The sequence below is a fragment of the Roseomonas sp. CECT 9278 genome (assembly GCF_918698155.1).
GTDB lineage: Bacteria > Pseudomonadota > Alphaproteobacteria > Acetobacterales > Acetobacteraceae > Neoroseomonas.
In genome coordinates, this window is sequence record NZ_CAKKLX010000016.1 from 21244 (window position 1) to 34909 (window position 13666).

16 protein-coding genes are annotated in these 13666 nt (G+C 73.0%); 13 read left to right on the forward strand and 3 right to left on the reverse strand.

Annotation, left to right across the window (positions count from 1 at the left end; all coding sequences use genetic code 11):
- Positions 1–26: 26 nt before the first annotated feature.
- From LQ222_RS12510 to LQ222_RS12550, 9 genes are all read left to right on the forward strand, one after another.
- Positions 27–821 carry an amino acid ABC transporter ATP-binding protein gene (locus LQ222_RS12510; protein ID WP_230166788.1) on the forward strand — a complete coding sequence of 265 codons (795 nt, stop codon included), beginning with the start codon at positions 27–29 and terminating at the stop codon, positions 819–821.
- A gap of 96 nt (positions 822–917) precedes the next feature.
- The gene (locus tag LQ222_RS12515; RefSeq protein WP_374202163.1) at positions 918–2834 is read left to right on the forward strand and encodes a potassium transporter Kup; all 1917 of its coding nucleotides are present in this window, start codon (positions 918–920) and stop codon (positions 2832–2834) included.
- A gap of 2 nt (positions 2835–2836) precedes the next feature.
- Positions 2837–3208, forward strand: a complete 372-nt coding sequence (locus LQ222_RS12520) for a hypothetical protein (protein ID WP_230166790.1) — start codon at positions 2837–2839, stop codon at positions 3206–3208.
- 165 nt (positions 3209–3373) lie between these two features.
- Positions 3374–4150 (forward strand): hypothetical protein, encoded by a 777-nt coding sequence (locus tag LQ222_RS12525; RefSeq protein ID WP_230166791.1) that lies wholly within the window; start codon positions 3374–3376, stop codon positions 4148–4150.
- Between the two features lie 29 nt (positions 4151–4179).
- The gene (locus tag LQ222_RS12530) at positions 4180–5238 is read left to right on the forward strand and encodes a PstS family phosphate ABC transporter substrate-binding protein (protein WP_230166792.1); all 1059 of its coding nucleotides are present in this window, start codon (positions 4180–4182) and stop codon (positions 5236–5238) included.
- A 24-nt stretch (positions 5239–5262) separates the two neighbouring features.
- A complete protein-coding gene (locus LQ222_RS12535) occupies positions 5263–5976 on the forward strand; it encodes a hypothetical protein (protein WP_230166793.1) in 714 nt (237 codons plus the stop codon).
- A gap of 55 nt (positions 5977–6031) precedes the next feature.
- Positions 6032–6466 (forward strand): hypothetical protein, encoded by a 435-nt coding sequence (locus LQ222_RS12540; RefSeq protein ID WP_230166794.1) that lies wholly within the window; start codon positions 6032–6034, stop codon positions 6464–6466.
- 14 nt (positions 6467–6480) lie between these two features.
- A complete protein-coding gene (locus LQ222_RS12545) occupies positions 6481–6777 on the forward strand; it encodes a hypothetical protein (protein ID WP_230166795.1) in 297 nt (98 codons plus the stop codon).
- A 69-nt stretch (positions 6778–6846) separates the two neighbouring features.
- Positions 6847–7647 (forward strand): DUF4239 domain-containing protein, encoded by an 801-nt coding sequence (locus tag LQ222_RS12550; RefSeq protein ID WP_230166796.1) that lies wholly within the window; start codon positions 6847–6849, stop codon positions 7645–7647.
- Positions 7648–7661: 14 nt separating this feature from the next.
- Here LQ222_RS12550 and LQ222_RS12555 read toward each other — a convergent pair whose 3' ends face one another.
- Positions 7662–8261 carry a hypothetical protein gene (locus LQ222_RS12555; RefSeq protein ID WP_230166797.1) on the reverse strand — a complete coding sequence of 200 codons (600 nt, stop codon included), beginning with the start codon at positions 8259–8261 and terminating at the stop codon, positions 7662–7664.
- Between the two features lie 24 nt (positions 8262–8285).
- Here LQ222_RS12555 and LQ222_RS12560 point away from each other — a divergent pair, with 24 nt between their 5' ends.
- The 4 genes from LQ222_RS12560 to LQ222_RS12575 are packed head-to-tail and all read left to right on the forward strand — an operon-like array spanning position 8286 to position 11387.
- The gene (locus tag LQ222_RS12560) at positions 8286–9299 is read left to right on the forward strand and encodes a hypothetical protein (protein ID WP_230166798.1); all 1014 of its coding nucleotides are present in this window, start codon (positions 8286–8288) and stop codon (positions 9297–9299) included.
- Positions 9296–10033: a hypothetical protein gene (locus LQ222_RS12565; RefSeq protein ID WP_230166799.1), complete on the forward strand. Its 738-nt coding sequence runs from the start codon at positions 9296–9298 to the stop codon at positions 10031–10033. The genes LQ222_RS12560 and LQ222_RS12565 overlap by 4 nt, the downstream gene beginning before the upstream one ends.
- Complete coding sequence (locus tag LQ222_RS12570) at positions 10030–10446, forward strand: DUF6524 family protein (RefSeq protein WP_230166800.1); 417 nt, start codon at positions 10030–10032, stop codon at positions 10444–10446. Before LQ222_RS12565 ends, LQ222_RS12570 begins: the two co-directional genes overlap by 4 nt.
- On the forward strand, positions 10443–11387 hold the full coding sequence (locus tag LQ222_RS12575) for a hypothetical protein (RefSeq protein ID WP_230166801.1): 945 nt from the start codon (positions 10443–10445) through the stop codon (positions 11385–11387). Before LQ222_RS12570 ends, LQ222_RS12575 begins: the two co-directional genes overlap by 4 nt.
- Positions 11388–11400: 13 nt before the next feature.
- On the opposite strand, the gene LQ222_RS12580 is transcribed toward LQ222_RS12575, so the two are convergent.
- Both LQ222_RS12580 and LQ222_RS12585 read right to left on the reverse strand, forming a co-directional pair.
- Positions 11401–12204 carry a 3'-5' exonuclease gene (locus LQ222_RS12580; RefSeq protein WP_230166802.1) on the reverse strand — a complete coding sequence of 268 codons (804 nt, stop codon included), beginning with the start codon at positions 12202–12204 and terminating at the stop codon, positions 11401–11403.
- Between the two features lie 156 nt (positions 12205–12360).
- Entirely contained in the window at positions 12361–13506 is a 1146-nt protein-coding gene (locus LQ222_RS12585; RefSeq protein ID WP_230166803.1) for an MFS transporter, read from the reverse strand.
- Positions 13507–13666 lie beyond the last annotated feature (160 nt).

Below are 13666 nucleotides of genomic sequence, written 5' to 3' on the forward strand. Positions count from 1 at the left end.
CAACGACCTGGGACACGAGAGACAACATGAGCGCAGCCATCGAGACGGACGGCCAGATCGCCTCCGCCGCCCGCACCGACGCCCCGCCGGCCATCGTGCTCGACCGCGTCAACAAGTGGTTCGGCGCGCTGCATGTGCTGCGCGACGTGAACCTGCAGGTCGCACTGGGCGAACGCGTGGTGGTCTGCGGCCCGTCGGGCTCCGGCAAGTCCACCATGATCCGCTGCATCAACCGGCTGGAGACGCACCAGGAAGGCAAGATCCTGGTCGACGGCATCGAGCTGTCGGACGACCTGCGCGCGCTGGACGCCATCCGCCGCGAGGTCGGCATGGTGTTCCAGTCCTTCAACCTGTTCCCGCACCTCACCATCCTCGAGAACTGCACGCTGGCGCCGATCTGGGTGCGCAAGATGCCCAAGAAGCAGGCCGAGGAACTGGCCATGGAATACCTGACCCGGGTGCGCATCCCCGAACAGGCGGGCAAGTATCCGGGGCAACTCTCGGGCGGGCAGCAGCAGCGCGTGGCGATCGCCCGCGCGCTGTGCATGAAGCCCAAGATCATGCTGTTCGACGAGCCGACCAGCGCGCTCGACCCCGAGATGATCAAGGAGGTGCTGGACACCATGGTGATGCTGGCCGACACCGGCATGACCATGATCGTGGTGACGCACGAAATGGGCTTCGCCCGCCAGGTCGCCGACCGCGTGGTGTTCATGGACCGCGGCGAGGTGGTCGAGGTCGGCACGCCCGACCAGGTCTTCAACGACCCCAAGACCGACCGGCTCAAGATGTTCCTCAGCCAGATCCTGCGGGGGCACTGACGGGGCGGGCGCGCCGGACGCCATAGCCATCGCCATGGCCCCGGCCATGCGCGGGCCGCAATACGGCAGCATTGCGGCAGGGGGCGTCGCGGGCCTATGCCTTGCGGCCGTGATGCACTGCAGCGAGGCCCCGTGACCGCCACCGACGCCAAGACCCGCGCCCTGACGCCCGCCCTCGTGCTCGGGGTACTGGGCGTCGTCTATGGGGATATCGGCACATCGCCGCTCTATGCGCTGCGCGCCGCGCTGGTGCATTTCACCAGCGGCGGGCTCGAACGCTGGGAGATCCTGGGCATCCTCAGCCTGATCGTCTGGGCGCTGATCCTGACGGTGACGGTGAAGTACGTCGTGTTCATCCTGCGCGCCGACAACCGTGGCGAGGGCGGGATCCTCGCGCTGATGGCACTGGCCCAGCGCGGGGTCGAGAACGAACGTGCGCGCTGGACCATCGCGCTGATCGGCATCGTCGGCGCCTGCCTGTTCTTCGGCGACGGCATCATCACGCCGGCCATCTCGGTGCTCTCGGCGGTCGAGGGCCTGAAGGTCGTCTCGCCGCATTTCGAGGAAGCGGTGATCCCGATCGCGCTGGTCATCCTGCTGGCGCTGTTCCTCGTGCAGTTCACCGGCACCGGGCGGATGGGCGCGATCTTCGGGCCCATCTGCGCTGCCTGGTTCGGCGCGCTGGCGCTGCTGGGCTTGTGGGAGGTGGTGCTGCACCCCTCCGTGCTGCTGGCGCTGTCGCCGCACTACGCCATCCAGTTCTGCCTGGAATACCGCCTGGCCGCCTTCATCGCCTTCGGCTCGGTGGTGCTGGCGGTGACCGGGGCCGAGGCGCTGTACGCCGACATGGGCCATTTCGGCCGCCACCCGATCCGCTGGGCCTGGCTGTGGCTGGTGCTGCCGGCCCTGACGCTGAACTATCTGGGCCAGGGCGCGCTGCTGCTGCGCGACCCGAGCGCGATCGAAAACCCCTTCTTCCTGCTCGCCCCCGAATGGTTCCGGCTGCCGCTGGTGTTCCTGGCCACCGCCGCGACCATCATCGCCAGCCAGGCGATGATCTCGGGTGCCTACACCATCGCGCGGCAATGCGTGCAACTCGGCTTCATCCCGCGGCTGGAGGTCAAGCACACCAGCGAGACCGAGGAGGGGCAGATCTACATGCCCCAGGTCAACCTTCTGCTGCTCATCGGCGTTGTCATCCTGGTGCTGTCCTTCCACACCTCGGACAACCTGGCGGCGGCCTATGGCATCGCGGTGACGGGCACCTTCGTGTGCACGTCGATCCTCGCGATCATTGTCTTCCAGCGGCATTTCGGCTGGGCCTGGGCGGCGTCAGTCGGCGTGTTCGGGCCGCTGCTGCTGATCGACGTGCTGTTCTTCGCGTCCAACGTGCTCAAGATCCCGCAGGGCGGCTACGTGCCGCTGGTGCTGGGCGCGGCGCTGTTCGCGATGATGACGACCTGGCATCGCGGGCGGGAATTGCTGTTCGCGCGCTTCCGCCAGGACGGGCTGCCGCTGAAGTCGTTCATCGCGCGCCTGCCGCAGTCGCGCACGATCCGCGTGCCAGGCACCGCGGTGTTCATGACCAGCCAGGCGGATTTCCTGCCGGGCGCGCTGCTCCATAACCTCAAGCACAACAAGGTGCTGCACGAGCGCGTGCTGTTCGTGACCGTGACGAATGAAGGCATTCCCGTGGTCGACCCCGATCGCCGCCGCGTGGTCGAGCAACTGGCCCCCGACATCCACCGCATCGGCCTGCACTACGGCTTCCAGGAAAGCCCGAACATTCCGAAGGAGCTGGAGGCGCTGCGCGACCTCGGCATCCCCTTCGAACCGATGCAGACATCGTACTTCCTGGGCCGCGAGACGGTGGTCGCGGCCGCCGTGCCCAAGATGTCGCGCTGGCGGCAGTGGCTGTTCACGATCATGTCGCGCAACGCCGTGCCCGCCACGGAGTTCTTCCGCATACCATCCGACCGCGTGGTCGAATTGGGAGTAAGGGTCGCGATCTGACGATGGGCACATTTGGCATCACGCTCGTGCTGGCGGCCGGGCCCGGCTCTGCCGACGGCCATCCCGCGCGCCGCTACGAGATCGACCTGGCGCTCGATGCCGCAGGACGACCGGATGCGGCGGCCTGGGCGGCGGATCCGCGGCCCTGGCGCGCCCGCCGCATCGACCCCGGCGCCGAACCCCTGCAGGGGGACGTGCAGCACGACCCCGACCATGGCTGGTCGATCCGCTTCTTCGGCACGGCCTCCGAGGGGCCCGACGCGCCCGAGACGCATTTCGACTGCGGCCCCGACCCCGTCCGACCCGGCGAATACGCCACCGTCGTCGAACCCGACGGGGCGGCCTTCAGCTATCGCGTCGTGGCGGTCGGCTGAACCGCGCCGCGCGCCGGCCCGGCGCGCGATCGACGACCGCGCGGCTCGCGCGTCGCGCTGCGCTGCGGCGCGATTAAGGGTTCCAAAACCCGACCTCTGGTGAAGTGCGGTTGTGGCGATGGCGAAGGCCCTCGCTGCCCTCCGACCGCATGGATCGAGAACGACGTGAGCACCGGCGACCACATCGCTCCGCAGCCCATCGCCGCGCCGTCGCGCCCGCGGCGCCGCGCCATCATCGGCATCGGCGTCGGGCTTGCGGCACTCGGCATCGTCGCGGGCATCGGGGCGTTGCGCGGCGGGTCGGCCAGCGCCAGCGCGGCAGCCGACCCGCTGGCGGCGCGTGTCGCGCGGCTCGAAGCCACGATCGCCGCCGCGCGCGACGAACCGCGCCCGGCCCCGGCGCCGGTCGCCGCCGCCCAGCGCGCCGACCGCTTCATCGCCGCCGCCTTGCTGCTGCAATCCGCGATCGCCACGCCGCGCCCGTGGCTGCGCGAATACCAGGTCATGGTGGCGCTCGCGCCGACCGGCGCGCTGCCGGCGCCGCTGGCCGAGGTGCTGCTGAGCCACGCCGGCCGCGGCCTGCCCACCGAAGCCGAACTCCGCGAGCGTTTCGTCAGCCTGGCGCCGCAACTTGCCGCACGCGCGCCGCGCCAGGGCGATGCGATCGACCAGACCTTCTCGGCGCTGCGCGGCGCCGTCGCCGGCATCGGCCTCGCCGCCCCGCCCGCGCCGTCCGACCAGGAACAGGCCATCGCCGGCGTCGTGCAGCAGCTGCGCCGGGGCAACCTGGCGGCGGCTGTGGCCGATGCATCCGCGCTGGCACCGTCGCTGCAGCCCCTGCTGGTCGGCTGGCTGGCCCAGGCCAGCGCGCGACTCGCTGTCGAGCAGGCGGTCCAGGAAACCCTGCTGCGCGCCCTGATGTCCCAGGCGCCGCCGGCATGACCCGCCCCCCATCCAGAACGGAGACTGCCTTGCGCCACCTCGTCCTTGGCCTTGCCGCCGGACTTCTCCTGTTCGGCGGTGGTCCCGCCGCCGCACAGGGCACGATGACGCTGCGCGACCGCCTCATGATCGTCACCTCCTCCGCCACCATCGGGCTCGGCGAACTGCTGTCCCGCAGCTTCGCCGAACGCTTCGAGGGCGTGGTGCCGCCGCAGGCGACGCGGCTCGGTTCGGTGCGCGCGATGGAGGCCTTCTGCGCCGGCATCGGCCCGCAGACGCCGGACCTCCTGCTGCTCACGCGCCGGCTGCCGCGCGCGGTGGTGGAGACCTGCGCCGCCAACGGCGTGCGCGACATCATCGAAGTCCAGCTCGGCCTGGGCGCCGTGGTGCTGGCGGCGCGGCGCGGGGAGGCGATGCCCGGCCTCACCACCCGCCAGGTCTTCGAGGCGCTCGCCGCCGAGCGCCCGGTCGACGAGGAATTCGTCCCGAACCCGTCGCGCGTCTGGTCGGATCTCGGCCCCGGGCTGCCGCGCAACGAGATCCGCGTGATCCTTCCCGCCGCCGGCTCCGGCCCGCGCGCCCTGTTCGACGACCTGGTGATGGAGGCCGGCTGCCGCTACGTGCGCGACATCCGCCTGCTGTTCGAAGCAGCGTATCGCCGCGCCAAGTGCATCACCGCGCGCAACGACGGGCGCGTGGTGAACGTGCCGTACAACCAGCTGGCGGCGGCGCTGCTCGCGGCACCGCCGGGCACGCTGGGCGCCGTCAGCTTCGAACAGCTGACCGCCAGCGGCGGCAACCTGGTGCCGGTCGCGCTGGACAGCGTCACGCCGACCATCGCCGCCATCGGCAGCCTGGACTACGAGCAGGCGCGCACCTTCTTCGTCTATGCGAAGCGCCAGCACAGCCGGAACCAGCAGGGCGTGGGCGTGGTGCGCGGCATCCGCGAGTTCCTGATCGAAAGCGTCAGCGAACATGCCGGCGGCCCCGGCGGCTACCTGGCGGTGGCCGGACTGGTGCCCCTGGCCCCGGCCGATCGCGCGGCGCAGCGCCGCATCGCCGACGAAGCCCGCCTGATGTCCCGCTGACCCGCCGCGAAACGGAACCCCCCCATGCTCGCCAAGGCCATCGCCGTCTCCGCTTTGCTCGCGCTGCCCTGCATCGCATTCGCCCAGCCCGCGCCGCCGGCGCTGATCCCCGCGCCGTTGCAGGACCTGCCGTCGGATGACGGGGTGATGGCCCGCGCCGAGCGGCTCTGGAGCGGGCTGATGGACAGCTTCGGGATCGGCTTCGGCACCGGCAGCTCGCTGGCCCGCGGCCACGCCATGGCCAATGCCCATCAGCAGGCGCGCAGCGACTTCGCCTGGCTGATGGACATCGCCGGCTACAAGCTGAAGGAGATCGAATCCTCGATCAGCCTGCTGCCCAGCCTGTCGCTCACCTTCGGCCAGGCGCGCGAGCTCACGGAAGCCGACCGCGACTACGTCGAGCGCATGCTCGAACGCCATGCGCGGCGCAATCCGGGCCCGATCTCGGCGCTCCAGCGCACCATCGTGCGCGGCGTGATGGATGCGGGCGAGCTCGGCGGCTTCGCGGTCGACAAGGTGGAGGTCGACCTGTTCCCGCTGCCGCGCGTGAAGTTCCAGCTCTCGCCCGCCGATGCGCCGCTCGGCGTCGAGGCGAGCCGCATCCTGCGTGCGATCGACCGGCTCAATCACCGCGTGCAGGCCATGGCGCGCCAACAGGCTCCGGGCGGTCGCCAGACGCTGGAACTGCCCGGTTCCACGCCGGCGCCGCTGCTGCCGGCGCTTTCCATCCAGCACTGATCCCGAATTCCCGACCGCGCCAGGACGGCGCAGACCGCGAAAGGCAGAAGGCCCGATGACCGCGACGGACACGCCGCCCCGGCAACGCTTTGGGGAATTGGTGAAGCTGCAGCTCCAGGGCCGCCGCTTCCTGGACCGCGACCAGGAACGCCGCCTCCTCGAGGACGGCATCACCCGCTACGGCCTCAGCCTCGACCAGGCGAGCGGCCTGCTGCGCGGGGCAGCGCAGGAGGATTCGATCGCGCTGGAAGGCGAGCTCGGCGCCTCCTCGCGCGAGTTGCTGCGCACCCTGGCGGACCGCCGCGACCGCATCGCGCGGGACGATTTCCGCCGCGCGGTCGCCTTCTACCGCGCCCGCGCCGGCGGCGGCGTGACCGAGGCCGAGGCGCAGAAGCGCGTGAAGCGGCTGATGGAGGAACTCAACCTGCAGCCGCGCCCGACCGGGCGGATCATCCGGTCGCGGCGCTGGTACCGCGCGATCGAAGCATGACCGGGAGCGCCACCATGACCCGCATCCTCGCCTTACTCGCGCTGATCCTGCTGGCCGCGCCGGCCGCCGCCCAGGCGCCCGCCGCCGCGCTGCCGCCACCGGTTCCGGCCGCGACCCGCACGGCGACCGCACCCGCGATGCCGCAGATCTCGGCCGGCCATGCCGCGGCGCTCGGCGCCGGCATGTTCATCGGCGCGCTGGCGGGCTCGGCGCTGATCCATGGCGGCGCGCTGGCCGCGCTGATCGGCGCCGCCGCCGGGGTCACGGTCAGCCACTGGTACTGGACCGAGCACCACGACGACGCCGACTGACACGCGCCCGGCGGTGCAGGACGCGCCGCCGCTTCACGACCACCCGCTGCGCCGCGGAGGATCCCGGCCTTGGACATCCTGCTGCCCCATGGGCTTGCCTCGTTGCCGGCCTGGTTCGGCATGGCCATCACCATCGCCGTGCCGGTGGCGATCGCGCTGCTGCTGGGGCGCGTCATGTACGCCATCTTCACGCCAGCCGAATTCCAGGCCAATGCGGTGGTCGGCGCGGTCAAGTACGGCTTCGTGGTCGAGATCTACGCGGTGGTCGCCGCCCTCACGCTGGTCGGCGCCTGGGACACCTTCCAGACCGCGCGCGACACGCTGCAGAAGGAAGCCTCGGGCCTGTACATGCTGGCCCAGGCGATTGAGACCTATGACGGCGCCGAGCTCGCCGCCACCCGGGCCGAGATGCGCGGCGCGATCCGCGGCTATGCCGGCGCCGTGGTGGCGCAGGACTGGCCGGCCATGCAGGCGGGCCATGCCTCGGCCGGGTCCGATGCCGCGTTCCAACGCATGACGCGCGCCTTCCTTGATGTCGAGGGCCGACGCGCGGCGCAGCATGCCTTGCAGCAGAACACCGCGGGGTGGCTCGGCCAGGTGGCGGAGGCGCGCATCGCGCGGCTGTCCGTGCAGTCGCGCACGCTGTCGGGGCTGATCTGGATGCTTGTGCTGACCGTCTCGGTCGCCGTCATCGCCTTCCAGTGGTTCTTCGGCGGCGCATCGGCGGCGATGCATTACGCGATGGCGGCGGTCATCGCGGTGATCGTGGGGTCGGTGCTGCTGGTGTCGGTCAAGCTCGCCTTTCCCTATGTCGGCGATCCGGCGCTGCTCACGCCCGCGCCCTTCCTCGCGATGATGGATCTGCGCTGATGACGGACCGCCACTCAGTGCGCCGCGCGCACCCGGTATCGCCAGTGCTGGAAACCCAGCAGCGCGACGGCGAACAGCCAGGGGCCGAGCTGCGCGGCGAACCAGCCGAGCAGGTAGGCCGAGTAGTGCAGCAGCAGCGTGATGTGCAGCGCCAGCATCAGGAAGGCGCAGAAGGCGCGCAGCCGCGCCGTGCCGTACCACAGCCGCAGCGCGGTCAGGCTGCCGTACAGGAAGCCCAGCAGCGCCAGCCAGGTCACGAAGGCGGCGGCGAAGCCGTCCCCGCGCAGCGCATCGGGCAAGGCGGCGACGGCTTCGGCGCGCGGCAGGCCGTGGCTGCCGAGCATCGCCAGCAGGCTGGCACCCCAGGGCCCTTCGCCGCCCAGCACATGGCCCGGCAGGAACATCGCGCGGTCGGGCGCGGCCAGGATCAGCGCCAGGCCGAGGGCGCCGCCGGTGCAGACCGCCAGCAGGCGCAGCAGCGGCACCGCCTCGGCATCATGCGGCGCGGCGATGGCGAAGGCCGCGTGCGCGATCCGCGCCAGCGCGACCGCGAGGCCCAGCGCCAGCAACGCCGCCGCAAGCCCGCCCAGGATGTCGCCAAGACCGCTCTCCATGCCTCCTGCATAGGCCGCCGTGGGTTGACGCTTGCTTGCCTGTGGCTGGCGCTGCTCCTGCTGGCCGTGCCGCTGCGCGCCGAGACCATCGCCATCGCCCCGCCCGGCGGCGGCGCCTGCCGTATCCACGCCGCCCCGCCCGGCACCCACGCCGCAGAACGCGCGGCACTGGAGACCGAGGCCACGCGCATCGCCGCCTTCGCCGCGCGGCTGCTGGCCGATGCGGCGGCGATGCGCCTCGGCCCCGCGCGGGAGGGCGTGCCCGGCTTCGGCGACTGGGCCTATGGCTGGGTGCAGAGCTACGTCACCTCCTATCGCATCCTGCTGCGCGGCATGACCGGCCTGGCACGATCCGTCACCACCGAGGACGAGGCGCCACTCACCACCCGCATCGCCGAGGAAATGGCCGAACCCCTGCGCGCAGAATTCCGCGCCCGCGTGCTGGCGCCGGCGCTGGATGGGGGCAGCTTCGCGGCCGACCTCGCGCATGTCGGCGCGGCGGTCGATGCCGCCTGGACGACGGCGCTCGCCGCCAGCGCGGCGCGCATCGCCGCCCTGCCGCACGGTGCCGGCGTGCCGTCGCACCGGCTGGACCTGGATGCCGCGGGCGCGGCGCTGACCCCGGGCATCCTGGCAACCGCGCCAGCCGATCCGATGGCCCTGCTGGCCGAGGATGGCGCCGATGGCAGCACCGTGTTCCTGCGATCCATGCGCCCGATGGCCGCGCGGCTCGGCGCGGTGGCGGTGCGGCTGAGCGAGGCCGGGTCGCTGGTCGCGGCCGGTGGCGGGCTCGGCTTCGCGATGGCGGGCGTGCCGGGCACGCTGATCGGCCTGACCGGCGGCATCGGCGCCTCCTGGGCGATCGACTGGCTGCTCAATCGCCTGGACGCCTCGCTCAATCGTGCCGCCTTCGAAAGCCAGGCGATCGAGGCGATCGGTCGCGCCGAACGGCATCTCGCGCAGGGCGCGGCCGCCGTCGTGGAGGCTGCGCTGCGGCGCCGCCTGGAGGTTCTCGGGACGGAGATCGAATGCCGATGAGCGACGCCACGCAGGAAACTCCCGCCACGCGGGTCGCGCCCGGCGACTGGACGGCGCTCCTCACGCTCTGCCTCGCCGCGCTGTCCGGGCTGTTCTCGGTGCTGGCGCTGGTGGTCGCGCTGCATGGCGCGCCACCGATGGTCACCACTGCGGCGCATGCCGCGGCGCCGCCCTGGGGCACCGAGGCACGGGTGGAACCGCCGCTCGCCGGCGATGCGCCGCGGCTGTTGGTGGCGATCGAATTGCTGATGCCGCATTTGCCGCGCGGCGCGCCCTTCCCGCGCGCCTTCGCGGTGGCGGTGGCGCTGGCGGCCGGCGATGCCGAAGCGACGCGCCTGCTGCTGCCGCTCGCCCCCGCCGCGGCCGAGGGCGCCCCCACGCTGCGGCGCCTGGCCGAGGAGTTCGACGCCGCCGCCGATGCCGCTGTGCTGGCCGAGATGGGCTTCGGCCCCGATGCCGGCTGGCTGGCGCGCCGCGTCGCCGCGACGATGCGCCTCGGCGCCACGGTCGGCGCCGCCGGCACGCCGGGGCTGGCGGCCCTGCGGGAGACCGCGGCGCTGCTCGCGGCCGGCGATGCGCCGGCGGCGGAGGCGATGCTCGCGACCCTGGCGCCGGGCACCGGGGCGGCGCTGGGCGGTTGGCGCGCGGGGCTGCGCCGGCGCATTGCCCTCGATCACGCGCAGGCACGCCTGTCGGCGCTGGCGCTGGAACGCGCGCAGGCGGTCGCACCATGAGCGCGGCGCGCTTCGACTGGCGCGGCGTGGTGTCGCGCGCGTTGTTCTGCCTGTTCATCGTCTTCGCGATCTACAACCCGTCGGGCACATCCTTCCTGCATTGGGTGCTGTCGGGGTTCGACTGGTTCTGGGTGAAGCTCGCGACGGGCGCGGCGCTGGTCGCGATCTGCATGGTCATGTGGCGCACCACGATCGGCGTGCTGGGCCTGCGCGGCGTCGTGCTGGTGATCGCCTTCTGCATCGGCATGGGCATGACCGGGCTGCACCTGACCGGCAGCCGCCTGCTGGCGGGCGACACGCTGCTGGTGGGCGTGCTGGCGTCGCTCGCGGGCGTGTTCACCGCGGGGCTCTGCTACTCGCACCTGCATCATCGCCTGGGCGGGATCTCGCATACGGAGGATCTGAACAAGTGACCGCTGCCGCCGACACCACGACGCCGCGCAAGGCCGATGCCTTCCTGGTCAGCTGCATCGACCCGCGGCTGACCGACGACACCACCTTCCTGATGGCCGCGCTGGGGCGCACCGACCGCTACAGCGAGATGCGCATCGCCGGCGCGGCGCTTGCCGCGGTGGATCCCGCGCGCCCGGCCTGGAACACGGCGCTGTGGGAGAACCTGGCGGCATCGCGCCAGCTGCATGGCGTGCGCGAGGTGATCTTCGTGAACCACCGCGATTGCGGCGCCATGCATGGCTGGGCCGGGCGCCGCCTGTCCGACGATCCGGCCGATGAACTGCGCCAGCATCACGGCGTGCTGGAACGCGCCGCCGCCGCGGTGCGCGCGCGCCATCCCGACCTGGGCGTGACCATCAAGCTGATGGAGCTGGATGGCAGCGCGCGGGTGCTGCCCTGTGCCGCCTGCGGCCCGGCGGGCGGGCTGCGGGCGGAGGCGGTCGATCCGGCCGGTGGGCCGGGCGACCCGGCCGTGCTCCCGGTCCGCCCCGGCGCGGCGGCCTTCGCCGACCTGGTCCGCCTGCGCGCGGGCGGCGGCCTCACGGACCCCGATGCCGAGCTGGCGCTGCTGACCGACGGTGTCGTGCAGCATGGTCTGACCGCGGCGGAGGCCCGCGCCGTGCTGCTGGCGGAGGCCCGTCGCAGCGGCACCGCCAGCGGGAGCGCCGCGGCCGCCGAGGCCCGCGCCTTCCTGCGCGCACAGGCCGATCCGCGCGGGCGCGTGGCGCGCACCGATGCGTTGCATGCCGCCGCGCTCTACCGCCGCGTCACCGGCCGGCAGGCCACCGAGGCCGAGGCCACCCGCCGCGTGGCGACGCTGATCGAGGCAGAGGGGCTGGCGCCGCGTCCAGATGGCGTGCTGCGCTCCACCACCTGGTTCCGCCGCATGGCGCAGGCCTGAGGCCGGCGCGCCGCTACTCGCCCAGCCGGGCCGCGACCTCGGCGTGTTCCGCGAAGTCCGGCTCGGCGCGATGTTCCTCGAGGAACGCCGCGAAGGCGCGGAAGGACCCGCGCGCGGCCTCCGGCGGCAAGGCACCCATCGCCTGCCAGAAGCGCAGCAGCACCATCCAGGTGGCGCAGACATCGGTTTCGCAATAGGTCGCGACCTCGGCCCCGCGGCCCGCCGCCATCGCGGGCTCCACCTGCGCGCCATGCATGCCGGCCTTGGCGGTGAGGCCGATCAGCGCCGCGGCCTCGGTCAGCGATGGCATGGGCGAGGCGCGGAAGCCCGAGAGCCGATCGGCCAGGTCGATATGGTCCGTGCCATACCGGTATCCGTAGTTGCGCCCGTTCGCCCCATGCAGGGCCGGCATCGCGACGCCGCATGCCATGGCGCGGTAGCGCAGCACCGGCAGGTCGAAGCCGGAGGTGTTGAACCCGGCCAGCACCGGCGCCGGGCGGCCCGCCAGCGTGCGTTCGAACAGCGCCAGGATCTCCGCCTCCGGCGTATCGCCGATGTGGCGCGAGGCGAGGCGGCGCACGCGCCAGGGGTCCTCGGCGCTGTCGCGGTCCGCCACCAGCAGCGCCAGGCACGCGACGGCGTGCAGCGGGACCTTCAGGAAGGCGGTGGCGGCGACCTGCCCCTCGCGCATGTAGCGGGCGCCCAGGGCTTCGCGCAGCGCCGCGTCGTCCATGCGTTCAGCCGCCTCGCCCATCAGGGCGCGGCCGGCCACGAGGTCGGGGACGGTCTCGATATCGAAGACGACGACGCGGTCCATGCGGTGGCGATGTTCCTTGGGCGGCGGGCATCATGCGCGGGGACGTGCGCCGCCGCCACCGGCCTGCGCGCGGTGCCGCCGCCGGTGCGCCCCCGTCATGGCGGCGTGTCCGCCGTCGTGCCACGCGCACAGCAGGCTGCGGCGTCCGACCGGGCGCTACGCCGCCGGCCGCGCGAGCCGCAGGCCGAGCAGCGCGCAGACCGCCACCAGCATGGCCCAGAAGCCGCCCAGCGCCGGCCCCGCGCCGACCGCGTCCACCGCCAGCCCGGTCAGCAGCGGCGGCACGCAGAAGCCGAGATGCGCCACCAGGAACACGCCGGCGGCAGCGCGCGCACGGTCCGCGCCGGAGGCAGCCTCGCTGGCGCCGGCCAGCGCGCCGACGAACAGGAAGCCATAGGCGGCGCTGCCGACCAGCGCGCCGCCCGCCAGCAGCAGCGGCAGCGACACCGTGAGCGTGCCCAGGATCACCAGCCCCGCCCCCGCCACCAGCACCGGCAGGCCGATCAGCGACAGGGTGCGCGCGGGCAGCCGCCCGATCGCCTGCTGCACCGCCGTGCCCGCCAGGATCATGAAGCAAACCGCGATCGGGCCCAGGCGCGGATGCCCGGCCATCGCCAGCGCGCTCGGCACCGAGGTGATGGTCACGCCTGTCACCCCCCAGGCGGCGAACATCCCGAAGGACCCCGCGACGGTGCCGCGCGGGAAGGCCGGCACGCGCAGCCAGGCCACGCGTTCCTGCGGCCGCGGGTCGGGCAGGCGCGCCACCACCACGGCCAGCACCGCGACCGCGGCCAGGTGGGCCCAGAAGGTGACGGGCGGTTCGGCATCGCCCAGCAGCCACAGCGCGCCGAGTGTCGCGAGCGCGCCCGCGCCGTAGGAGCCTGCGGTGGCAAACGCCGTCACGCGCGCCGCCTGGCGCCCGGCCTCCGGCCCGCCGGCGAGCTCCGCGGCCCAGGCGGTCGCGCCGCCCGCGACCAGGCCGATCGCAAGCCCCTGCAGCAGCCGCGCGACACCCAGGGCCACCAAGCCAGGCGCCAGCACCAGGCACAAGGTGGACAGCCCGGCCAGCAGCAGCGCCGCCAGCACGCAGGGCCGCCGCCCGATCCGGTCCGACAGCCCGCCCAGCAGCGGCGCGGTGACGATCAGCGTCGCCGCATAGACGATGAAGGCGGCGGCCAGCCCCGATGCGCCGCCGCCGTCGCGCGCCGCATAGGTGGTGAACAACGGCATCGCGAGGGTGGTGGAGATGCCGATCGCGAAAACCGCGCCGCCGATCGCGATCACGCCAGGGTTCAGGGACACGGCAACAGGATCGGGCCGCGCGCGGGTGCCGTCAACGCGGGGGGTTCCGGCGCGCAGCCGCGCGGGGCAGGATCGCCGCGGCATCGATGTCGCGCGCAGCGGCCACGTCAGGTTCCATCGCGGCGAAACGCGATGGACGCCCGCCAACCCTGCGCGCATG